The following is a 19,584-nucleotide window of genomic DNA, read 5'->3' as shown; positions in this document are numbered from 1 at the left end:
AGGACAGATAATGGCAATCACCAAGATCCTGATCGCGAACCGTGGCGAAATTGCATGCCGCGTCATCCGCACCGCGCGGAAGATGGGTATCAAGACCGTCGCCGTCTATTCGGACGCCGACGCGCGCAGCCCCCATGTGCTGATGGCGGATGAGGCGGTTCATCTCGGCCCGCCGCCCGCCGCCCAGTCCTATCTGCTCGCCGACAAGATCATCGAGGCGTGCAAGGCGACCGGCGCCGATGCGGTGCATCCGGGCTACGGCTTCCTCTCCGAGCGTGAGAGCTTCCGCAAGGCGCTTGATGCTGAGGGCATCATCTTCGTCGGCCCACCCGCCAACGCCATCGCCGCCATGGGCGACAAGATCGAATCCAAGAAATTGGCCAAGGCTGCCGGCGTCAACGTCGTTCCCGGCTATGTCGGCGTGATCGAGGATACCGAACATGCCGTCCGCATCTCCAACGAGATCGGCTATCCGGTGATGATGAAGGCGTCGGCCGGCGGCGGCGGCAAGGGCATGCGCCTGGCCTATTCCGAACAGGACGTCCGCGAAGGCTTCGAGGCGACAAAGCGCGAGGGGCTGAACAGCTTCGGTGACGATCGCGTGTTCATCGAGAAGTTCATCGAAAGCCCGCGCCATATCGAAATCCAGATATTGGGCGATCAGCACGGCAATATCGTTTACTTGAATGAGCGCGAATGCTCAATCCAGCGCCGCCACCAGAAGGTGGTCGAGGAAGCGCCGTCGCCCTTCGTCAGCCCCGAGATGCGCAAGAAGATGGGCGAGCAGTGCGTCGCCCTGGCGCGGGCGGTCGGCTATTTCAGTGCGGGCACGGTCGAGCTGATCGTGTCGGGTGCGGACAAGACCGGCGACGGCTTCTACTTCCTGGAAATGAACACCCGTTTGCAGGTGGAGCATCCGGTGACGGAAGAGATCACCGGCCTTGATCTGGTCGAACAGATGATCCGCGTCGCCAATGGTGAGGCGTTGAGCTTCGCCCAAGAGGATGTGAAGATCAACGGCTGGTCGATCGAGAACCGCGTCTATGCCGAGGACCCCTATCGCGGTTTCCTGCCCTCGACGGGCCGTCTGATCCGCTACAATCCGCCCGAAGCCGTGGACGGCGTGCGCGTCGATGACGGTGTGGTCGAAGGCGGCGAGGTTTCCATGTTCTACGACCCGATGATCGCCAAGCTGATCACCTGGGCGCCGACCCGTCTGGAAGCCATCGACAAGCAGATCGCCGCGCTCGACCAGTTCGAGATCGAGGGGCCGGGCCACAATATCGATTTCGTCTCCGCGCTGATGCAGCATGAACGTTTCCGTTCGGGCAACATCACCACCGGCTTCATTGCCGAGGAATATCCGGAGGGCTTCACTGGTGCTCCCGCGTCCGCAACGCTGCTGAAGCGCCTGTCGGCCATCGGCGCCTTTGCCGCCATGGCGCAGGCGGACCGGGCTCGCCGGATCGAGGGGCAATTGGGCAAGCGTCTCGCTCCGCCGACCGATTGGCAAGTGAAGATCGGGGACGCGATCCATGACGTCGTGATCGATGGCGATGACGTTACCGTGGACGGCGACGCGATCGACATGGCGCTCGAATATACGCCCGGCGACCGGCTGATCGAGGCGGAGTTCGGCGAGGAGCAACTGGCGGTGAAGATCGCGCCGGTGCGTTCGGGCTTCGTGCTGACCGCCCACGGCGCCAGCCACAAGCTGCGCATCCTGCCCGCTCATGCGGCGGTGCATGCCAAGCATATGATCGAGAAGATTCCGCCGGATCTGTCGCGTTTCCTGATCTGTCCGATGCCGGGCCTGCTGGTCGCGCTCAACGTCAAGGAAGGCGACAAGGTCGAGGTCGGCCAGCCTCTCGCCGTGATCGAGGCGATGAAGATGGAGAATATCCTGCGCGCGCAAAAGGCAGGCGTGGTGAAGAGCGTGTCGGCGGCGCAGGGCGAGAGCCTGCCGGTCGATGCGATCATCCTCGAACTGGAATAAATCGGACGCGAGGCCGCTGTGCAAGGAGAAGGGATAAGGCCTTTTCCTTGCGCGGCGGACATGCTGTGATGGGGCATGCATCTGGATCATGACCCCAGCTCGCCTGCCGGCGAGGCCATTGGCTTCGACGATTTCCTGAAGGTCGATATCCGCGTCGGCACGATCCTGTCGGCGGAAGCCTATCCGGAGGCGCGCAAGCCGGCCTACAAGCTGCTGATCGATTTCGGGCCGGGGATCGGCCAGAAGAAATCCAGCGCGCAGATCACCGAAAATTATGCGCTGGGGGATCTGCCTGGACGGCAGGTGGCTGCCGTCGTCAATTTTCCGCCGCGCCAGATCGGGAAATTTCTGTCCGAAGTGCTGACGCTGGGGTTCGCGGATGAGGCGGGCGCGGTGATGCTGTTTGCGCCGGACAAGGCGGTGCCGAATGGATCGCGGCTGTTTTGAGCAGTTGGCGTTGTTGGGCAGGAATGGACATATCTCCTCTCCCAGAGGGGGAGGAAGGGGTCCGCTTGGCTGCGGCCGAGTGGGAAGGGGAGAGCGGCCCTTTACACCACCTTTCGCCCTCATCCTTCCGCTCCCTCTCCCGTTGGGAGAGGGAAAGTCCGATTTCACCCATATCGATCGCTGCGGTCATGCCGCTTGCCGGATCGGGGCACTTCATTAGAACGGCTCCGGACGAGGCGCACGGGCAGGGGGTGGAATGAGCGAGGGGACGGTCGGTGGCGACTATGTGATGGATGCGAAGCGGGACCGGCTGGTCATCACCGCGTCCGCTCTTGGCACCGTGTTCGAATGGTATGATTTCTATATCTACGGCGTGCTCGCTCCGATCATCGGGCGAACCTTCTTCCCGACCGACAATCCGACCGTCGAGCTGCTCTATTCGCTGGCGGGCTTTGCCATCGGTTTCGGGTTCAGGCCCTTGGGCGCGGCATTGTTCGGCTATCTCGGCGACAGATGGGGCCGCAAATACACGTTTCTGGCCACCATCGTCCTGATGGGCGCGGCGACGGCGGGTGTGGGACTGACCCCTTCGGCCGCCAGCATCGGGGTGGCGGCGCCGGTCATCCTCATCCTGCTGCGGATCGCGCAGGGGCTGGCGCTGGGCGGCGAATATGGCGGCGCGGCCATCTATGTCGCGGAACATGCGCCTGCCGGGAAAAGGGGGTTCTACACCAGTTTCATCCAGGCGGGCGTGATCGGCGGCTTCATCCTGTCCCTGATCGTCGTCGTGGGCACGCAATCGATCGTGGGCAAGGGGGCATGGGAGGCGTGGGGCTGGCGCCTGCCCTTCATCTTCTCCCTGGCGTTGCTGGCGATTTCGCTCTGGATGCGGCTGATGTTGCGCGAAAGCCCGGTCTTTACCGCAATGAAGGCGGCGGGCGGACAATCGCGCAATCCGCTGAAGGAGGCCTTCACCTATCCCGGCAACAAGCGGCGGATGCTGGTGGCGATGATCGGCATTGCAGCGGGCTTTACCGTCATTGCCTATACGGCGATGTTCCAGGCGCTCTATTTCCTGCAAAGCGGCCTGCATGTCTCGCCCGGCATGGCGCAGTTGCTGGTGGGCGGCAGCGCCTTTGCGGGGATCGCGTCCTTCATTTTCTTCGGCTGGCTGTCGGACCGGGTCGGGCGGAAGAAGCCGATTGTCATCGGCTATGCGCTGGTGCTCCTGCTGCTCATGCCGCTGTACCAGTTCATGGGGAGCACGGCCAATCCGGCTCTCTATCGCGCGGCGGAGCGAGCGCCCGTGGTCGTGAGCGGTCCCGATTGCAGCTTCCACCCCTTCGCCAAGGTCCAGCCGACCGCCTGCGGCAAGCTGCTCGACCATTTTTCCAAGCGCGGCATCGCTTATGAGAAGAGGGAGGCTGCCGCGCCATCGGTCAGCATCGGCGGCAAGGTGGTCGGCGATCTGAGCGCCGGGGGGCTGGACGCGGCGCTGAGGGCGGCGGGTTATGATTCGGGGACGGTGACGCCGGACTGGCCGCGCGCGATGCTGCTGTTCCTGGCCTTGCTGCTGCTCTGGACGCTGTCCGGGGCGACCTATGGGCCGGTGGCTGCGCTGCTTTCGGAATATTTTCCGGCGCGGATACGTTATAGCTCGCTGTCGATCCCCTATCATATCGGGACCGGCTATTTTGGCGGTTTCCTGCCTTTGGTCAGCCAATATATCGTGGCTAGGACGGGCGATCCCTATGCGGGGCTGTGGTACACGCTCGCCGTGGTGGCGGCGGCGTTGCTGACCTGCCTTGTCGCCCTGCCCGAGACGCGCGGCGCGAAGCTGGAGGCATGATGCCTCGACGATGGCGCCGTGGGGCGCTATCCGCTGGGGCATGACTGATTTTTCGGCCCCGTTGCGTCTGCGTCTGGATGGAGACGCGCTGCTGTCCAACTGGCATTGGTTGAAGGGGCAAGGCGGCGCGGCTGCCTGCGGCGCGGCGATCAAGGCCAATGGCTATGGGCTGGGCGCTGCGGAGGTGATGCGGCGGTTGCTGGGAGCGGGCTGCCGTGACTTCTTCGTGTCCAACTGGGCTGAGGCCATGGCTCTGGAGCCGTTGCTCGATGTGGGCGTGTCGCTGTCGGTGCTGCATGGCGTGCGCGCGGAGGATATGGCGGTGGCGCTGCACTCGCGTGCCCGGCCGGTCCTGTGCACGGAAAGCCAGGTCGCGCGATGGAAAGGCGCCGGTGGCGGGGCCTGCGACGTCATGGTCGATACGGGGATGAACCGGCTGGGGCTCGACTGGCGCGGCGATGTCGGAGCGCAGGTGGCGGGGCTTGAAATCGTGACATTGCTCAGTCATCTGGCGTCGGCCGATGAGGATGCGCCGCTCAGCCGGAGTCAGCTTGCGCGCTTTTCCGGGCTGCGAAACGGCGTGGCGGCGGCGCGTTACAGCCTGGCGAACAGCGCCGGTATCTGTCTGGGGCATGCCTATGCCTTCGACATGACCCGGCCGGGCATAGCCCTTTATGGTGGCATCCCGCGCCGGGAGGCGGCGGGGCACATCCGGCAGGTCGTGGTTCCGCAAGCGCAGGTCCTGCAACGCCGCCGCGTTCTGGCGGGCGATGCGATCGGCTATAATGCCACCCATGTCGCCAGCGCGGATATGGAGATCGCCGTGCTGAACCTGGGCTATGCCGACGGCTATTTGCGGGGATTTTCCGGGCGTGGGTCGATGCGGGTGGGGGATATGATCCTGCCGGTGGTCGGGCGGGTGTCGATGGACCTGACGGCGGTGGACGTTTCTGGCCTGCCCGAAGTGGCGGAGGGAGATTGGCTGACCGTCGATTATGCTTTGGAGGAAGCCGCCGCGATTTCGGGGCTGTCGCAATATGAGTTGCTGACGGGATTGGGCGCGCGGTTCGACCGGATCTGGCACTGAACCAAAAAAAGGCCGCCGATCCTTGGATGGATCGGCGGCCTTTTTTTAATGGTCGAATCTTCGCTTGGAGCGTGCTGCGTTAAATCTGACGCAGGCCGCGTGCTCTAAGCTTTTGTTGTCGCATCGTTTTAAGCAGAAAACCGGTGCCCACTTTTCTGCACGATGCTCTAGCGTTCGATGCACATGGCAACGCCCATGCCGCCGCCGATGCAAAGCGTGGCGAGGCCCTTTTTGGCGTCGCGCTTCTGCATTTCGTAGAGCAGGGTGGTCAGCACGCGAGCGCCCGAAGCGCCGATCGGGTGGCCGATCGCGATCGCGCCGCCGTTCACATTGACCTTCGACGGATCCCAGCCCAATTCCTGGCCGACGGCCAGCGCCTGAGCGGCGAAGGCTTCATTGGCCTCGATCAGGTCGAGGTCGGCCAGCGTCCAGCCTGCCTTGGCCAGCGCATTGCGGGTCGCCGGAGCGGGGCCGATGCCCATGATCGACGGATCGACGCCGCAGGTCGCGAATCCGGCGATACGGCCGAGTATCGCGGCATTGCGCTTCGCGGCTTCGTCAGCGGTCATCACCACCAGCGCGGCCGCGCCGTCATTCACGCCGCTGGCATTCGCCGCGGTGACGGTGCCGTCCTTCTTGAAGGCCGGGCGCAGGCCCTGCATCGCCTCGATCGTGGCGCCGGCGCGGATATATTCGTCGGTGTCGACGATCGTGTCGCCCTTGCGGCCCTTGATCGTGACGGGGACGATTTCGTCCTGGAACCGGCCCGACGCGCGCGCCGCTTCGGCCTTGTTCTGGCTGGCGACGGCGAACTCGTCCTGCGCTTCGCGGCTGATCTGGTATTTTTCGGCCAGATTTTCGGCGGTGATGCCCATGTGATAATTGTTGAAGGCGTCGGTCAGGCCGTCATGGATCATCGTGTCCACCAGCGAGACCGCACCCATTTTGGTGCCGCTGCGCAAAAACTGGGCATGGGGCGCCAGCGACATGCTTTCCTGGCCGCCCGCGACCATGATGCGCGCGTCACCGGCACGAATCGCCTGTGCCGCCAGAGCCACGGCCCGCAGGCCCGAGCCGCAAAGCTGGTTGAGGCCGATGGCGGTGCGCTCGACCGGGATGCCCGCATTGACGGCGGCCTGACGCGCGGGGTTCTGACCCTGGCCAGCGGCAAGCACCTGGCCCAGAATGACCTCGTCCACTTCCTCGGGCGCGACGCCGGCCTGGGCGAGAGCGGCGACGATCGCCGTGCGACCAAGTTCATGGGCCGGAGTGGACCCGAATGCGCCCAGGAAGCTGCCGACGGCAGTACGCTTGGCGGCGGTGATGACGATGTCTGACAAAGCCTTGATCCTCAATTCCAGTGGTTGTTTTCGCAGCCGCACATATCATCATCCGTCGTGGCTGGAAAGCCATTGGGACAGGGGGTGCCACAGTTGCTGTGGCGCGTTTCCGCCGACGATCATGCCGACATGACCGAGCGACAATGTCCGTGCTTCCGCCATTTCCGGCGCGGCTTGCGCCGGCACGATGCGATCGCTCGCGGAACGGATTGAGAGCGTTGGACAAGTCAGGCCGGCGGGATCGATCGACCGGTCGCCAATGCGCCATTGCCCCCGTCCACTCGCATTTGCAGCATAGAATTTTTCGAACAGGTCGCACCCCGCCGCATAGCTGAGCGGAGGACCGCCATTGGCCCAATCCTCAACCGCCATGAAGGCGTGCTCCTCGTCTGATCCGGCGGCCATTTCGGCAAAGGCCGCATATTTGCGGATGGTCCGATGCGGGTCCATGGCCCAGAAGCCCGATTGCAGTACCTCCATCGGAACATAGCCCAGGCGCTGGCACATGGGTTTCGCTCCGCGCCACAGGGCACCGATATGCTCGCGGTCCGCAGGCGGGATGCCTTCGAAATTCCAGGGGGCGGCGATGGTCGAAACGGCCCTGGCATTCCGCAATGTTGCAGCGCCGATCACCAGATTTCCGCCCAGGCAATAGCCCACCAGGATCGGATCGCGCGGCAACCGGTCCAGCATCGGCAACAGCCGCTCCGTCACGTGGCGGTCCAGGCCCAGCGTACCATCATCCTGTGCCGGGGTGCCCCAATCCACCAGATAGGCGTCGTGCCCTGCTGCACTCATATGGCGCAGCATGGACCGGCCGGGCGACAGGTCCAGCACATGCGGCGGGTTGATCAGCGAGGGCACGAACACCACCGGCGCCCGCCCGTTTTCCGTGCCATATCGGATCAGTTTCGCGCTGCCCGCGGATGCGAAAGCGGGCGGGGCTGGGGCGCGCACGGGACGCCTAGCCTCTTGATATTTCCGCAAACCCTGGAAAGCGCGCTTTCGCAGTTCGGGATCGCCCTGCGTTTCTCGCCATAAAATATTGAGAAAAAGGGGTAAGGGCCGCGGCCCATGTTGCGACGCGGCATATTGCTGTGCTAATGCGGAAAATGCAGGTGTGGGAGAGGTATCCATGGCCAAATCTAAGACCGCGAACGAATCCGAACCGGTCGTTATCAAGAAGTACGCTAACAGGCGGCTCTATAACACAGAAACGTCGAGCTACATCACGCTGGATCTTTTGTCGCAGATGACTCGCGAGGGGCGGGAGTTCGTTGTCGTCGATGCGAAGACCGGAGAGGACATCACGCATAATGTCCTGACGCAAATCATCATGGAGGAGGAGCAGCGCGGCAAGAACATGCTGCCCGTCAACTTCCTGCGCCAGCTGATCGCCATGTACGGCGATTCCATGCAGTCCATGGTGCCGCAATATCTGGAAGCGTCGATGGATGCGTTCCGCAAGAACCAGCAGCAGTTCCAGGAAGCCATGAAGGGAGCCTTCGGCGGAGGCCCGCTGGCCGAGATCGCCAAGCGCAACATGCAGATGTTCGAGGCGGCGGCGAGCGCCTTTGGAACGGGCATGCCGGGAATGGCCGCACCCACGCCCACGCCCACGCCGTCGTCCGCTTCCGAAGAGGCCAAGGATGACGAGATTGCTGAGTTGAAGGCGCAGCTTGCCGCGCTCAACGCGAAGATCGACAAGCTGAGCTAAGCCGCGCTTCCGGCTATCCTTGGGAGTCGACAGGGAGGGCGCGCTTGGCCTATGGCGCGCCATCCATTCGAAATTTTAAGGTCGATCCCGTGAAGCACGCCCTTTCCGTTACCCGCGAACAGGATTTCGCCGCCTGGTATCAGGCCGTCATTTCCGAGGCCGACATGGCCGAGGAAAGCGGCGTGCGGGGCTGCATGGTCATCCGGCCATGGGGTTATGGCATCTGGGAACGCATGCAGAAACTGCTGGACGAGCGCATCAAGGCGACCGGCCACGAGAATTGCTATTTCCCGCTGTTCATCCCGCTTAGCTATTTCGAGAAGGAAGCCGAGCATGTCGACGGCTTCGCCAAGGAAATGGCGGTCGTCACCCATCATCGGCTGATCCAGAAGGATGGGCGGCTGGTGCCCGATCCCGAGGCGAAGCTGGAGGAACCGCTGGTGGTTCGCCCGACTTCGGAAACGGTGATCGGCGCGGCTTTCTCCCGCTGGGTGCAGAGCTGGCGCGACCTGCCGGTACTGATCAACCAGTGGGCCAATGTCGTCCGTTGGGAAATGCGGACCCGCATGTTCCTGCGCACCGCCGAGTTCCTCTGGCAGGAGGGGCATACGGCGCACGCCACCGTCGATGAGGCGATGGAAGAGACGATGAAGATGCTGGAAGTCTATCGCAGCTTTGCCGAGGAGTGCGTGGCGCTTCCCGTCATCGCGGGCGAGAAGCCGGAGAATGAGCGCTTTCCCGGAGCGGTCGCGACCTATTCCATCGAGGCGATGATGCAGGATGGCAAGGCGTTGCAGGCGGGGACTTCGCACTTCCTGGGCACGACCTTCTCGCAGGCGCAGAATATCAAGTTCCAGAATGCCGAAGGGCAGCAGGAACTGGCGCAGACGACGAGCTGGGGCGTGTCGACGCGGATGATCGGCGGCCTGATCATGGTGCATGGCGATGATGACGGTCTGCGCGTGCCGCCGCGTGTGGCGCCCTATCAAGTCGTCGTCGTGCCGATGCTGCGCGACAATGACGAGGATGCGGCGATCCTGGCTTATTGCGGTGATCTGGTGACGGAGTTGAACAAGCTGGACGTGTTCCGCGAGCCGGTTCGCGCGTTGCTGGATCGTCGCCCGGCCAAGGCTGCCAACAAGCGTTGGGGCTGGGTGAAGAAGGGCGCGCCGATCGTGATCGAGGTTGGCGGACGCGATGTGGCGGGCGGCAATGTGTCCGTCATCCGCCGCGACCGGCTCTATCGCGAGGATGGCAAGCTCGACAGCCAGATCGTGGCGAAGGGGGACTTCCTTGGTGCGGCCACGGGGATGCTGGAGGAGATCCAGCAGGCATTGTTTGCGGATGCGCAGGCGCGGCTGTTGGGGAATATCGACAAGTCGATCACCTCGCTGGACGGGCTCAAGGCCTATTTTGGCGCAAGCAAGAAGCCGGGCTGGGCGCTGGTGCAGTGGGGCAAGCCGACGGGGACTGCGCTCGACAAGGTGGTCGAGTGGTTGAAGGGCGAGAAGCTGACGCTGCGCAATATTCCGTCCGATGCGGACGCGGCTGATGGAGTTTGCGTGTTCACCGGTGAGAAGGCGGTAGAGCGGGTGCTGGTCGGGCGGAGCTACTGATCATTTTTTGTTCCGCCGGAGAGAGATAAGCAGCGGGACCTCCGACAGGAGGCTCGCTGCGCTCGCGCCCACCCCCGGCCCCTCCCGCTTGCGGGAGGGGAGTTAAAACTGTTTACAGCACATATTTGCTGAGGTCGGTGTTGCGCGCCACTACGGCAAGCTGCTTCTCGACATAGGCTGCGTCGACCACCAGCGTTTCGCCCTGGCGGTCTTCGGCGTCGAAGCTCACATCCTCCAGCAGCTTTTCCATCACGGTCTGAAGCCGGCGGGCGCCGATATTCTCGACCTCGCTGTTCACCTCGGCCGCGATCTTCGCCACCGCGCGGATGCCGTCGGACGTCAGGTCGATGGTGACGCCCTCGGTCGCCAGCAGCGCGCGATATTGCGCGACAAGGCTCGCCTTGGTGTCGGAGAGGATCGACACGAAGTCATCCTCGGTCAGCGCCTTCAGTTCGACGCGGATCGGCAGGCGGCCTTGCAGCTCCGGCAGCAGGTCGCTGGGCTTCGCCACATGGAAGGCGCCCGAGGCTATGAACAGGATATGGTCGGTCTTGAGCGGGCCATATTTGGTCGAGACCGTCGTACCCTCGATCAGCGGCAACAGGTCGCGCTGCACGCCTTCACGGCTGACCGATCCGCCACGCACGTCGCTGACGGCGATCTTGTCGATCTCGTCGAGGAAGACGATGCCGTTCTGCTCGGCGCTGGTGATGGCGACGCGGGCGACGTCGTCCTGGTCCAGCCTTTTGTCCTGTTCCTCCTCGACCAGCTTGTCCCAGGCTTCGGCGACGCGCAGCTTGCGCCGCTTCTTCTGTTGCTGGCCGAACGCCTTGGACATCATGTCGCTGAGGTTGATCATGCCGATCTGGCCACCCATGCCGGGGATTTCCATCGGCATGGAGGGACTGTCGGTCACTTCCACCTCAACCTCGACATCGTTCATCTGGTTGTTCTCGATCCGCTGGCGGAAGGAGAGGCGGGTGGCCTCGCTCGCTTCCTTGCCGGTCAGCGCGTCGAGCAGGCGGGCCATGGCGGCCTCGGAGGCGGCTTCGCGCACGGCTTCCCGGCGGCGGTCGCGTTCCAGGCGCACCGCTTCCTCGACCAGATCGCGGACGATCTGCTCCACGTCGCGGCCGACATAGCCGACTTCGGTGAACTTGGTCGCTTCCACCTTCACGAAGGGCGCATCGGCCAGCTTGGCAAGGCGGCGGCTGATCTCCGTCTTGCCGCAGCCCGTGGGGCCGATCATCAGGATGTTCTTGGGCGTCACCTCGTCACGCAGGTCGGCGGAGAGGCGTTGGCGGCGCCAGCGGTTGCGCAACGCCACGGCGACGGCGCGCTTGGCGTCCGCCTGGCCGATGATGTGCGCGTCCAGCGCGGCGACAATGGCTTTGGGGGTCAGGTTGTCGTTCATGATGTTCGGCAAATTTCCGGAAAAAGGGTTCAGTTCACGCTTTCCAGCTCTTCCACGACGAGCTGGTCGTTGGTGTAGACGCAGATTTCCGCCGCCACCTTCATCGCCTTGCGGGCGAGCGTCTCGGCATCTTCCTCATATTCCACCAGCGCACGGGCGGCGGCGAGGGCGAAATTGCCGCCCGAACCGATGGCTGCGACGGTGCCCTGGGGGTGGGCGACCGGTTCCAGCACATCGCCATTGCCGGTCAGGATCAGCGTCACTTCCTTGTCCGCGACGATCATCATGGCTTCGAGATTGCGGAGATATTTGTCGGTCCGCCAGTCCTTGGCAAGTTCGACGGCGGCACGCATGAGCTGGCCATTATGCCGTTCCAGCTTGGCCTCCAGCCTTTCGAACAGGGTGAAGGCGTCTGCCGTGGCACCCGCGAAACCGCCGATGACGGAGCCGTCATGGAGGCGGCGGACCTTGCGGGCATTGGGCTTCATCACCGTCTGGCCCATGGAGACCTGGCCGTCACCGGCCACGATCACCTTTCCGTTCTTGCGTACCGACATGATGGTCGTGCCATGCCAGACCGGCATGGAATGGGAGCGTTGGTCGTTCATGGCCCGGCATATGGGAGCGATGAAAGCAGCGTGCAAGCACCATGCTCTTAAGCGCCGGATCGTGTCATTTTCTGGACAGATTTATTTCAATTCGTTCAGGAACCAACTTGCCTCGATTGACATTGTGCAACGCAGCAACAATCATTCACGCATGTTGCAGAGAGGTAAGAGCATGACCCTCGTAGACCGGCTATTGAGAGCCAGGGCGCAGGAAAAGGTCGAGCGTGCCGGAATATCCAACTATTCCTTCGACCAGGAGGGGCTGGTCATGTGCGGTGTGCGCTACACCATTGCCGCCTGCGATTGCGGCGAACCGGATTGCGACGGCGTGAGTTTGGAGAAGAATGCGGCCGGCGTCACCAGCCGCATCCTACAATGATCCGGTCATCATACCCGATCAGTTGATCGCTTTTTCTCCGGCGCGGCCGACGGATTCGATGTCCCGGCCGGCACCTTTCACGGTGTTGCAGGCTGCGAGCGATGAAAGAAGCAGCCCTGCAATGACAAGGGCGACGGTTTGACGCATGGGATATGCACTCCTTTTGATAGCGTATCGATTATAACGCGCTTGACGCGAATAAGTCCATTTTCGGAAATTAGGTTGGCGGGGCGCTTGACAGGGCGCGCGGTGGATGCCAATGGCCGCCTCCTCCTTACAGGGGGCGCGTAGCTCAGCGGTAGAGCACACCCTTCACACGGGTGGGGTCACAGGTTCAATCCCTGTCGCGCCCACCATTTTTCTCCTTATTTTCAAGGGGATTAATGGCGGAAGGCCGGTATAGGCCAATCTCCAAATTGCGGAACAGTGCGGGAACAAACGCACTTTTGCGACGGTCGTTCGTACAAATCCGGTACAGCGGTTGTGCCGGGGCGGCGTCCTTCGCGAATCGGGAGGCGGCGCATGGCTGACTGGAAGCCTCTCGCCCCTGCTTGCATGAAGTGCGAGCGCGTGACCGGCAAGGATACCTGCTTCCCCGGCCCATGCGTCTACTTCCATGAACAAAACAAGCCCAGCACCAAGGCGAACCAAATCGCGCAGATCGATCGCATCCGTCGCGGCTCGGTCCCCCACCCCCACAGGATCACCCCCATGTCTGAGATGATGAAGCTGGCTGAGATTGTCGAAGGGCTGACGGATTTGGAAACGCCAGAGGCGGCAGTGACCAACAACGCCCTGCATGACCTTCTGCCTGAACCGAAGTGTGTGCAGCCGCCAAATTATCTGCGGTCCCTCGACGCGGCGATGCAGTTGGTGCCGGAAGGGTGGGAATATACCCTGATGAACGCCAACGGCTACGATGAAGCCACATTGACAAACCACGCCATAAAACGGACGGCATGGGCATCGTCCACTTCATTACCGCTCGCCCTCTGCGCCGCCGCATTAAAAGCCCGCGCCCACCTTGAGGGGGAGGAAAAATGAGACAGCAGCCTACGCCTGAGATGGAGGCAGAAAATGCCGCCTATGTATGGGTGCGCGAGTGCCTTAATGAGCATACCAAGGAATGCCGGAAAGCGGATGATTATCTTTCCGACAGCCAGTGGGAAGAAATCGCCTGGACCTTTGAGCGCTTGAGAACGGCCTTCCATCGTCACAAGGATCTTGAAACGGCGCGCCTATCCCAGAAAGGCCCTCATGATGGACGGTAAGGTGGATCAGGATGTGCGGGAGGCGGCTGCGGATAGCTCGCCGCACAATGGGCGCTGGGGCAGTCTTGTTCGGCATGGCCATATGGACGCTGATCCTCTTGTCCAAGCCTTCGCCCGCATGAGGGAAGCCGGTCGCCAAGCTGGGCTTAGGGAAGCGGCGGCTGCTATGCGCGAAGCTATTGCGCGGGGGTATAATGCCCCAGAAGTGAAGTGTGCGCATGAACGCTATGGATGGGAAGATTGCATAGCTTGCTATGACGATGCCCTAGAGAGCGCCATCACCGCCCTTATAGATCAACAGCCATGACCGCCCCCACCCGCTTCCTCCTAGGCGGCCTTCTCATGCTTGCCACTATGGGGATAGCGCATGATATTTCAATTGGGCTGCATCTGGAGGAGTGATAATGATATGACGAAATTATGGGATGAAATTGGTGAAGCTTGCTATAGAGCCTTTGCCGCGAAAGAGAAGATGCTACATTGGCGCATTAATCGTGCTGCGCTTTATTCTCTCATGGCAGATGAGCGCGCTAAACAAATCGATGCTCGCGGAATTTCATTCGAAGATAGGCCATTATACGGCATCCCTATCAAGGTTGATGAATATGACTTACGTAGTGCGCCAGTGTTTGAACTCGTCACATTGGAAAGCCTAGATCGCAGAAATGAAAAGGCCCGCGATCAGCATTAAGCGATCAGCGGGCCATCCCGCGAGGAGGGGATTTACGCGGCCTCTCTCGTATATGCGGTGATTTAGGGGGATATGGGTAAAAATGTCCATGGCCTATTCCGCCGAGTCGCGGTTGTGGTATAAGGGGGAAGACGCGGCGAGCTAGCTTAATGGGTAAAGCAGCCTCGCTAGAGGAAGTCGCTGGTTCGATTCCGACGCCGCCGCGTCACCCCTTGACCGAATCGCGAACAATACGCGAACATGAAGCATGCATAGCTTCGTCGACATCGCCCGCTACAACGGTCACCCGGCCATGCAGCAGTATCAGGCCATCGTGCAGCAGATAGAGCGCGGAGACCCCATGCATCCTCAGGAGGTTCAGGAGGTCGTCGATGCACTGCTAGAGGGCGGGTTTCACCATCAGGCGCAGATGCTGGCGGGCATGAAGGTTAATTGGGATCGAGGGTGAGCGTCCATTCCCTGACGGCTTCCAGGCGGGCTGTGTTATTCGCGCATATGAGCGCGTCTTCCTGAGGAATCAGGATCGATCCTTGAGGAACGATGGTAGGTCCACCGGGTCGGTCGCTGCTCGCGGGGCTTGCGGAGGGGACGGGCAGATCGGTTTGTCGGGCTGCACTTTGAGCGGCGCCGTAGCGCAGGACGGCAGCGCGATACTGCTGAGACAGATCAGCATAGCGGGCATCAGCCGCGTCGGCTTTCTTGGCATCTTCGGCTTCCTTCTTTCGAGCGTCCGCGATGGCGTTGGCCGTTGCTTCGGCCTGCGCGCGGCGGTATTCACTGCGGTCAGCGGTTCGCCCCGCTCTTTCCGCCTCCAGCGCGGCCTGTGTGTTCTGGAGGCGGAAAGTCTGGACGATCAGCAGCAGGACGATTCCCGCACCTAGCAGCAGCTTCCAGTTGCCGCGCAGGAACGCGATCGAGAAGGCGGGGAGGTTCACTGGCTGATCCTCTCGATAGTAGCGGCCTTGTCGGAACTGCCCTTGGACGACCCCAGCCAGAAGCCGACCGCGAGCATGACGACATTCTTGAGCGTTTCCTCCAGCCCTTCGGACCAGTGGTTGATCAGCGCGTATCCGAAATAGGTCATGATCACGGCGGTGATGATGACGCGGGGGAGGTCTTTGGCGGTCATATCCCGATGACCCCCTTGATGATGGCAAGCCGCGACTGTCGGTCAGCAAGTCCGTTCACCCCGCCGTTGATCTTCTTGGTGATCGTCAGGGCGTCATCCGCATCGGCCCAAGCGTTCAGCCCCTTGCGCTTCCAATACTCGCAGGCGATGTGCAGGCCGATAGCAGGGATGGCGGCCAAGGTGGGCTTGTCGGTCAGCCACAGGCCGATGGCGTTGCCATATTCCTCGTAATTGGCCCTGCCGGTGATCTGGATAGGCCCGCGCCCCCGGAACAGGGAGCCATCGCCTTTTACGGTATTTCCAAGGTCCTTACGGCCCTCATAGCGCTTCTGCGCCTCAGTCGGACCCCATATCTCTTCCATGTACCGGAAGCCGCCGCTTTCGTGGGCGACCTGAGCGAGGAAGTGGGCGAGGCGAAGGCCATTGTCGAGAAGGCCATAGGAGCGGAAATGGACATTGGCCGATATGCCAAGCTCAACCGCTCGGCCCGTGTCGGCCCCAAGGCGCTGAAACAGAGCGCGCAATGTGCCACGGTCCACAATCCCGGTCGCCGTGACGCCCAGATTGCGCTGGAGAGGCTTCCAGTCGGTCATGCCTTATCACCCAACACTCGCTCCTCGGAAAGCGCTGCCTGCAACTGCTGGCGCAACTGCCCTGGTCCGTGGAGCAGCAACAGCGTCTCAAGCTGGTTGATGCGCTGCGCCGATCGCTCGTCCCGCTTCTCGCACTCGTCCTTGAGTTCCCTAATCTGCTTCTTGAGCGGCCCCACCAGCACGGTTTGGATAAACCCCCATGTCGCCACGCACCCAGCGCCGAACGCTACCGCGAGTTGCCCCCCGCTGGCGCCAAGCCAATCAATCTCATTCACTTGCGCCCTCGCTGACTGCATGGTTCATGCCGCCTCAGTTCACGTTGCAGCTTATGTAGAGGGCCTTGGTGTTCGGATCGAAGCCGTTGCCCTTCCAGTAGATGTCCATGTAACCATTGGCGCTACCGGTGGGAGGCGCGATCAGAACCCATGGCGTGCCGATCGCTGGGTCACTCGGCTGCACATAGCAGGCGCGGTAATCCGTGCGGGTTCGGAAGGTGATACGGGCAGGGCCATAGGTCGTCCCGTTCACAAAACCGAGACCAGTTCCATAAATCACCACGAACGCCCGTTCTTGCCCCTGAACCGTGCAGCCGGTCCCGCAACCGCTGGTGGGCGTCGGCGTGCCGGGCTGGCTGACCGCGCCCTCGGCATAAACCTGCCCGCATGTGGTGCCGGGGAGATAGGTGAGAGCGCATGCTGAATAGCCGCCTGTCTGACCGCCTGTGTACAGGAAGGCGTTATTGGCGATGCTGAACTGGTCGCCCGTGACGGCGCCTGTGATCGGCGTCGAGATGAAGGCAATCGTCCCCGCATCGGTGGCCGCCGCGAAGGCCAGCGTAAAGGTAGGGCTACCCGTGATGTTGAGCGAAGTGCCTTCGATCTGGATACCGCCCGATTCCTGCGCCAGGAAAGCCGCAAGGCCGCCGCCAGTGATGTTGATCACGGTATTGGCAGGGCAAAGGCTCGTCGGGCAGGTGACAACCTGAGCGCCACCATAAGCCCATATGAGCGGGAAGCCGGGCGCGGCAGCCCCCAAGGTAACACCCTCTTTGATGCCAATGAATCCGGCACCACGCACAAGGATCGGGCCGCCGACAGTACCGCTTGCCTGAAGCGTGACGTTGTGCAGTTCGACCGCGATCGGCGTGTAGTACAGCTTCACAGCCCAATCGTTGGTCGTGCTGATCGTGCTGCCGTGGCCGTCGAAGGAGATGTTGGTGATGCCAGAGCATTGCGGCAGTGCTGTGGAAAGCAGCCCCCCGGTGAAGGCGAGTCCCTGCGTATAAACCTGACCCGCGACCCCATGAATGGTCGGAACAGCGGTATGGTTGTAATTGACGCAGAGATTGCGCGAAGCCTGCGGGATGGTTCGGCATGCCGCTGCACCGGTGCCGGTGCCGCATGTCGCGCTATCCGTTCCCGCTACCGCGTCGACATAGATATTGACGCCTGATGCCTGATGCGATGCGCCGAACAGTTGCGCGATCGTGCATCGCTTCGTGCCTCCGGCGACTGCCCCGGAAGGCATACAGGCGACGTTATCAGTCGGCGCCGGAGAGGTATTGGCCGGAAGGCTGTTGATGGTGGTCTGCGCGAAGGCGGGCGACTGGAGAGCCGCGAGCGCCATGAACGCGAGCAGCAGGCGCGCGAAACTCATATCATACTCCCATGAAGCCATCGAACAGGCCTTGGGCCTGCATGGCGTTGAAAAGGTCGGTGAGTTGGGTGGGGGAGAAAGCCCCGGTGTCGATCACGGTCGTCGCATTATCGACGGTCCAGATCGTGACATCAGAAGCGTCCTTCAGGACGATCTTGTAATTGCCGTCCCAGAAGATCGTGGCTTCGCCGCGTGTGTCGAGAATGACGGGATTGGCGTTGGGGACAGTCTTGGCCGGATCGGCCCATGTCGTGGCAGGCGTCGATGTGCCGGCCAGATAGGTGTAGAGCTTGCCGCCCACCAAAGGTAGGCCAAGAGCGTTCTGATAGGATTGCTTGCCTTCGGGCAGGAGAATGGCGGGCATGCAGACAACTCTTCATCCGGTCGGATGCGGTTGTCTGTTCGGCTGCACGTCCCGCGATCGTGCGCGCGCAAAGGCGCTGCCTGATGGTTTAATAGCAGGATTGGCGGGGTAGGGGAAGAAAAGAAAGGCGGCCCGAAGGCCGCCGATAGGTCAGGAAATCAGCCGCTTGGCCTGTTCGACCATTTGCAGGCGGTATTCTATCGCCGGGGTTCCGCCTTCTTCATATTGAGCTATGAACTTTCGCAGGAGGTCGCGCTGCGTCGACGGCTCCCACTGGTCCAATTCGACTATCACTTGCGTATAGTCCTCGTCGCTCATGCGATTGGCGTTTACGGCGTCGGTTGCGGCATAATAGCGGTCAACAGGGTCTGCCGGCCGAGCTAGGGCGGGCGCCGCGATAACAATGGGCGCGGCAAGCGCAGCGGTGATGAAGGAGCGACGGTCGGTCATTAGTGCGCCCCATTCTGGCTGGGTTGGGCGCGATAGGTCAAACCCTTGTAGAGCAGCGCATCTCCAGCTTGGGCCAACTCGCTTTCGAGCTTTGCCTTCTCAAGGATTTCCCTCCACATATCGAGCATGCCCGGCGCTATCGCGGCGCGGACTTGCAGGTCACCGTCTTTCGGAAATCGAGCCGCGTCTTCGATATAGCCAAGCAGTTTGGCGATCATCCGTTCTGCTTCGCGAATTTTCTGACCCGCAACCACTTGGGGCGGGAACACAACAATGTTATTAGGGCGAGTAGCCATGATGCGAAGCTCCTTTTCGCATTAGGGGTTAGGAGCGGCGCGGGGTTGCAGCCCTGCGCCGTTCTGTTTGTTTGGATCAGCCCATTACGGGGCTATCGATCCAATCTCGGAACCACTGACGATCTTCTTCAGTGGCGTTATTCCAAGCCGACATCATCCGACGCCGAGCTTGATCGTGAACATCATGAACTTCTTTGGGCGGCTCATGATGTACGGGCTTAGGTTTCAGCGCACGGCGAACCGTATCGACGCTCAACCCTGTTTCTTCAGCGATTTGGCGTGGGATGCCTTTTTCGTGCTGCGGGCCTTTACTCCTCCCGTCCGTCAGTTTGGAGACAGGTGCAGCATTTTGCGTCACCTGTCTCGCCTCCAACAATTCCGCATAGCGGCGAATATGCTCGTCGCGCTGTTCCTTGGACAGATCGTGGCGATGCAGGTTCTCAGCTATCTCCCAAAGCTCAGCGGATAGATCGTCGTCATCAGCATCAATGGCGTCGATTTTTTCCCAGCCAAGAATGCGAGCAGCTTCAAGTCGGTGGTATCCCGCAACAAGCACCGGAACCCCATCGGCCTTTTGACCATCGCTGCCGACATAATCATCAACAACCCGGATGGTGATCGGCTGACGAAGACCAATCTGCTTCATTGATTCCGCCAGCCGCCGAGCAGCCTCATGATTGA

Annotated in this window: 25 protein-coding genes and 1 tRNA gene; 12 read left to right on the top strand and 14 right to left on the bottom strand. The window is 61.8% G+C overall.

Annotated features, from left to right (window positions below; genetic code table 11):
- Nucleotides 1-10 precede the first annotated feature (10 nt).
- From YP76_RS07250 to alr, 4 genes are all read left to right on the top strand, one after another.
- Nucleotides 11-1,996 (top strand): acetyl-CoA carboxylase biotin carboxylase subunit, encoded by a 1,986-nt coding sequence (locus YP76_RS07250; protein WP_046762929.1) that lies wholly within the window; start codon nt 11-13, stop codon nt 1,994-1,996.
- A gap of 75 nt (nt 1,997-2,071) precedes the next feature.
- Nucleotides 2,072-2,443 carry a tRNA-binding protein gene (locus YP76_RS07245; protein WP_046762928.1) on the top strand — a complete coding sequence of 124 codons (372 nt, stop codon included), beginning with the start codon at nt 2,072-2,074 and terminating at the stop codon, nt 2,441-2,443.
- Nucleotides 2,444-2,699: 256 nt separating this feature from the next.
- The gene (locus YP76_RS07240) at nt 2,700-4,292 is read left to right on the top strand and encodes an MFS transporter (protein WP_046762927.1); all 1,593 of its coding nucleotides are present in this window, start codon (nt 2,700-2,702) and stop codon (nt 4,290-4,292) included.
- 40 nt (nt 4,293-4,332) lie between these two features.
- Complete coding sequence (alr, locus tag YP76_RS07235; RefSeq protein ID WP_046763268.1) at nt 4,333-5,379, top strand: alanine racemase; 1,047 nt, start codon at nt 4,333-4,335, stop codon at nt 5,377-5,379.
- A 167-nt stretch (nt 5,380-5,546) separates the two neighbouring features.
- Here the strand turns inward: alr and YP76_RS07230 are convergent, their stop codons facing one another.
- Nucleotides 5,547-6,719, bottom strand: a complete 1,173-nt coding sequence (locus YP76_RS07230) for an acetyl-CoA C-acetyltransferase (protein ID WP_046763267.1) — start codon at nt 6,717-6,719, stop codon at nt 5,547-5,549.
- A 48-nt stretch (nt 6,720-6,767) separates the two neighbouring features.
- Complete coding sequence (locus tag YP76_RS07225; protein WP_084733067.1) at nt 6,768-7,856, bottom strand: alpha/beta hydrolase; 1,089 nt, start codon at nt 7,854-7,856, stop codon at nt 6,768-6,770.
- Between YP76_RS07225 and phaR the strand changes: the two genes are divergently transcribed.
- A complete protein-coding gene (gene phaR / locus YP76_RS07220; protein ID WP_046762926.1) occupies nt 7,855-8,436 on the top strand; it encodes a polyhydroxyalkanoate synthesis repressor PhaR in 582 nt (193 codons plus the stop codon). The two genes, YP76_RS07225 and phaR, sit on opposite strands and share 2 nt — an antisense overlap.
- An 89-nt stretch (nt 8,437-8,525) precedes the next feature.
- Complete coding sequence (proS, locus tag YP76_RS07215) at nt 8,526-10,052, top strand: proline--tRNA ligase (RefSeq protein ID WP_046763265.1); 1,527 nt, start codon at nt 8,526-8,528, stop codon at nt 10,050-10,052.
- 112 nt (nt 10,053-10,164) lie between these two features.
- On the opposite strand, the gene hslU is transcribed toward proS, so the two are convergent.
- Together hslU and hslV are read right to left on the bottom strand one after the other, a co-directional pair.
- Entirely contained in the window at nt 10,165-11,466 is a 1,302-nt protein-coding gene (hslU, locus tag YP76_RS07210; RefSeq protein WP_046762925.1) for an ATP-dependent protease ATPase subunit HslU, read from the bottom strand.
- Nucleotides 11,467-11,495: 29 nt separating this feature from the next.
- Nucleotides 11,496-12,074, bottom strand: a complete 579-nt coding sequence (gene hslV, locus YP76_RS07205; RefSeq protein WP_046762924.1) for an ATP-dependent protease subunit HslV — start codon at nt 12,072-12,074, stop codon at nt 11,496-11,498.
- Between the two features lie 172 nt (nt 12,075-12,246).
- Here hslV and YP76_RS07200 point away from each other — a divergent pair, with 172 nt between their 5' ends.
- A complete protein-coding gene (locus tag YP76_RS07200) occupies nt 12,247-12,453 on the top strand; it encodes a hypothetical protein (RefSeq protein ID WP_046763264.1) in 207 nt (68 codons plus the stop codon).
- Nucleotides 12,454-12,471: 18 nt separating this feature from the next.
- Here the strand turns inward: YP76_RS07200 and YP76_RS07195 are convergent, their stop codons facing one another.
- The gene (locus tag YP76_RS07195; RefSeq protein ID WP_013846709.1) at nt 12,472-12,600 is read right to left on the bottom strand and encodes an entericidin A/B family lipoprotein; all 129 of its coding nucleotides are present in this window, start codon (nt 12,598-12,600) and stop codon (nt 12,472-12,474) included.
- 134 nt (nt 12,601-12,734) lie between these two features.
- Here YP76_RS07195 and YP76_RS07190 point away from each other — a divergent pair.
- From YP76_RS07190 to YP76_RS07165, 5 genes are all read left to right on the top strand, one after another.
- Nucleotides 12,735-12,809 (top strand) — tRNA-Val (locus YP76_RS07190).
- A 166-nt stretch (nt 12,810-12,975) separates the two neighbouring features.
- The gene (locus YP76_RS07185; protein WP_046762923.1) at nt 12,976-13,497 is read left to right on the top strand and encodes a hypothetical protein; all 522 of its coding nucleotides are present in this window, start codon (nt 12,976-12,978) and stop codon (nt 13,495-13,497) included.
- Nucleotides 13,494-13,724 carry a hypothetical protein gene (locus YP76_RS07180; RefSeq protein WP_157035707.1) on the top strand — a complete coding sequence of 77 codons (231 nt, stop codon included), beginning with the start codon at nt 13,494-13,496 and terminating at the stop codon, nt 13,722-13,724. The genes YP76_RS07185 and YP76_RS07180 overlap by 4 nt, the downstream gene beginning before the upstream one ends.
- A 409-nt stretch (nt 13,725-14,133) precedes the next feature.
- Nucleotides 14,134-14,415 (top strand): hypothetical protein, encoded by a 282-nt coding sequence (locus YP76_RS07170; protein WP_157035706.1) that lies wholly within the window; start codon nt 14,134-14,136, stop codon nt 14,413-14,415.
- Nucleotides 14,416-14,662: 247 nt separating this feature from the next.
- Nucleotides 14,663-14,863 carry a hypothetical protein gene (locus tag YP76_RS07165; RefSeq protein WP_046762919.1) on the top strand — a complete coding sequence of 67 codons (201 nt, stop codon included), beginning with the start codon at nt 14,663-14,665 and terminating at the stop codon, nt 14,861-14,863.
- On the opposite strand, the gene YP76_RS07160 is transcribed toward YP76_RS07165, so the two are convergent.
- The 9 genes from YP76_RS07160 to YP76_RS26955 form a co-directional block, all read right to left on the bottom strand.
- Nucleotides 14,844-15,350, bottom strand: coding sequence for a hypothetical protein (locus YP76_RS07160; RefSeq protein ID WP_046762918.1), 507 nt, complete (start codon nt 15,348-15,350; stop codon nt 14,844-14,846). The two genes, YP76_RS07165 and YP76_RS07160, sit on opposite strands and share 20 nt — an antisense overlap.
- Nucleotides 15,347-15,544, bottom strand: coding sequence for a hypothetical protein (locus YP76_RS07155; RefSeq protein WP_046762917.1), 198 nt, complete (start codon nt 15,542-15,544; stop codon nt 15,347-15,349). The genes YP76_RS07160 and YP76_RS07155 overlap by 4 nt, the downstream gene beginning before the upstream one ends.
- A complete protein-coding gene (locus tag YP76_RS07150; protein WP_046762916.1) occupies nt 15,541-16,137 on the bottom strand; it encodes a glycoside hydrolase family 19 protein in 597 nt (198 codons plus the stop codon). Before YP76_RS07150 ends, YP76_RS07155 begins: the two co-directional genes overlap by 4 nt.
- Nucleotides 16,134-16,412 carry a hypothetical protein gene (locus tag YP76_RS07145; protein ID WP_157035705.1) on the bottom strand — a complete coding sequence of 93 codons (279 nt, stop codon included), beginning with the start codon at nt 16,410-16,412 and terminating at the stop codon, nt 16,134-16,136. The genes YP76_RS07150 and YP76_RS07145 overlap by 4 nt, the downstream gene beginning before the upstream one ends.
- A gap of 34 nt (nt 16,413-16,446) precedes the next feature.
- The gene (locus YP76_RS07140; RefSeq protein ID WP_046762914.1) at nt 16,447-17,793 is read right to left on the bottom strand and encodes a hypothetical protein; all 1,347 of its coding nucleotides are present in this window, start codon (nt 17,791-17,793) and stop codon (nt 16,447-16,449) included.
- Between the two features lies 1 nt (nt 17,794).
- Nucleotides 17,795-18,157, bottom strand: coding sequence for a hypothetical protein (locus YP76_RS07135; protein ID WP_046762913.1), 363 nt, complete (start codon nt 18,155-18,157; stop codon nt 17,795-17,797).
- A gap of 150 nt (nt 18,158-18,307) precedes the next feature.
- The gene (locus YP76_RS07130; protein ID WP_046762912.1) at nt 18,308-18,607 is read right to left on the bottom strand and encodes a hypothetical protein; all 300 of its coding nucleotides are present in this window, start codon (nt 18,605-18,607) and stop codon (nt 18,308-18,310) included.
- Nucleotides 18,607-18,903 carry a hypothetical protein gene (locus tag YP76_RS07125; RefSeq protein ID WP_157035704.1) on the bottom strand — a complete coding sequence of 99 codons (297 nt, stop codon included), beginning with the start codon at nt 18,901-18,903 and terminating at the stop codon, nt 18,607-18,609. The genes YP76_RS07130 and YP76_RS07125 overlap by 1 nt, the downstream gene beginning before the upstream one ends.
- A gap of 76 nt (nt 18,904-18,979) precedes the next feature.
- Nucleotides 18,980-19,549 carry a hypothetical protein gene (locus YP76_RS26955; RefSeq protein WP_456320441.1) on the bottom strand — a complete coding sequence of 190 codons (570 nt, stop codon included), beginning with the start codon at nt 19,547-19,549 and terminating at the stop codon, nt 18,980-18,982.
- Between the last annotated feature and the right edge of the window lie 35 nt (nt 19,550-19,584).

Origin of the sequence: Sphingobium chungbukense, from assembly GCF_001005725.1 — a bacterium.
Taxonomy (GTDB): Bacteria; Pseudomonadota; Alphaproteobacteria; order Sphingomonadales; family Sphingomonadaceae; genus Sphingobium; species Sphingobium chungbukense.
This window is presented reverse-complemented; position numbering and strand designations above follow the sequence as displayed.

Excerpts from the sequence above, each read along its gene's own strand:
- YP76_RS07245 (WP_046762928.1), top strand. The coding sequence starts at position 2,072 with ATGCATCTGGATCATGACCCCAGCTCGCCTGCCGGCGAGGCCATTGGC.
- YP76_RS07185 (WP_046762923.1), top strand. The coding sequence starts at position 12,976 with ATGGCTGACTGGAAGCCTCTCGCCCCTGCTTGCATGAAGTGCGAGCGC.
- YP76_RS07140 (WP_046762914.1), bottom strand. The coding sequence starts at position 17,793 with ATGAGTTTCGCGCGCCTGCTGCTCGCGTTCATGGCGCTCGCGGCTCTC.
- YP76_RS07195 (WP_013846709.1), bottom strand. The coding sequence starts at position 12,600 with ATGCGTCAAACCGTCGCCCTTGTCATTGCAGGGCTGCTTCTTTCATCG.
- YP76_RS07170 (WP_157035706.1), top strand. The coding sequence starts at position 14,134 with ATGACGAAATTATGGGATGAAATTGGTGAAGCTTGCTATAGAGCCTTT.
- YP76_RS07165 (WP_046762919.1), top strand. The coding sequence starts at position 14,663 with ATGCATAGCTTCGTCGACATCGCCCGCTACAACGGTCACCCGGCCATG.
- YP76_RS07225 (WP_084733067.1), bottom strand. The coding sequence starts at position 7,856 with ATGGATACCTCTCCCACACCTGCATTTTCCGCATTAGCACAGCAATAT.
- YP76_RS07250 (WP_046762929.1), top strand. The coding sequence starts at position 11 with ATGGCAATCACCAAGATCCTGATCGCGAACCGTGGCGAAATTGCATGC.
- YP76_RS07130 (WP_046762912.1), bottom strand. The coding sequence starts at position 18,607 with ATGACCGACCGTCGCTCCTTCATCACCGCTGCGCTTGCCGCGCCCATT.
- YP76_RS07240 (WP_046762927.1), top strand. The coding sequence starts at position 2,700 with ATGAGCGAGGGGACGGTCGGTGGCGACTATGTGATGGATGCGAAGCGG.
- YP76_RS07200 (WP_046763264.1), top strand. The coding sequence starts at position 12,247 with ATGACCCTCGTAGACCGGCTATTGAGAGCCAGGGCGCAGGAAAAGGTC.
- YP76_RS07155 (WP_046762917.1), bottom strand. The coding sequence starts at position 15,544 with ATGACCGCCAAAGACCTCCCCCGCGTCATCATCACCGCCGTGATCATG.
- YP76_RS07135 (WP_046762913.1), bottom strand. The coding sequence starts at position 18,157 with ATGCCCGCCATTCTCCTGCCCGAAGGCAAGCAATCCTATCAGAACGCT.
- hslV (WP_046762924.1), bottom strand. The coding sequence starts at position 12,074 with ATGAACGACCAACGCTCCCATTCCATGCCGGTCTGGCATGGCACGACC.
- YP76_RS26955 (WP_456320441.1), bottom strand. The coding sequence starts at position 19,549 with ATGAAGCAGATTGGTCTTCGTCAGCCGATCACCATCCGGGTTGTTGAT.
- YP76_RS07150 (WP_046762916.1), bottom strand. The coding sequence starts at position 16,137 with ATGACCGACTGGAAGCCTCTCCAGCGCAATCTGGGCGTCACGGCGACC.
- YP76_RS07125 (WP_157035704.1), bottom strand. The coding sequence starts at position 18,903 with ATGGCTACTCGCCCTAATAACATTGTTGTGTTCCCGCCCCAAGTGGTT.
- YP76_RS07180 (WP_157035707.1), top strand. The coding sequence starts at position 13,494 with ATGAGACAGCAGCCTACGCCTGAGATGGAGGCAGAAAATGCCGCCTAT.
- phaR (WP_046762926.1), top strand. The coding sequence starts at position 7,855 with ATGGCCAAATCTAAGACCGCGAACGAATCCGAACCGGTCGTTATCAAG.
- hslU (WP_046762925.1), bottom strand. The coding sequence starts at position 11,466 with ATGAACGACAACCTGACCCCCAAAGCCATTGTCGCCGCGCTGGACGCG.
- alr (WP_046763268.1), top strand. The coding sequence starts at position 4,333 with ATGACTGATTTTTCGGCCCCGTTGCGTCTGCGTCTGGATGGAGACGCG.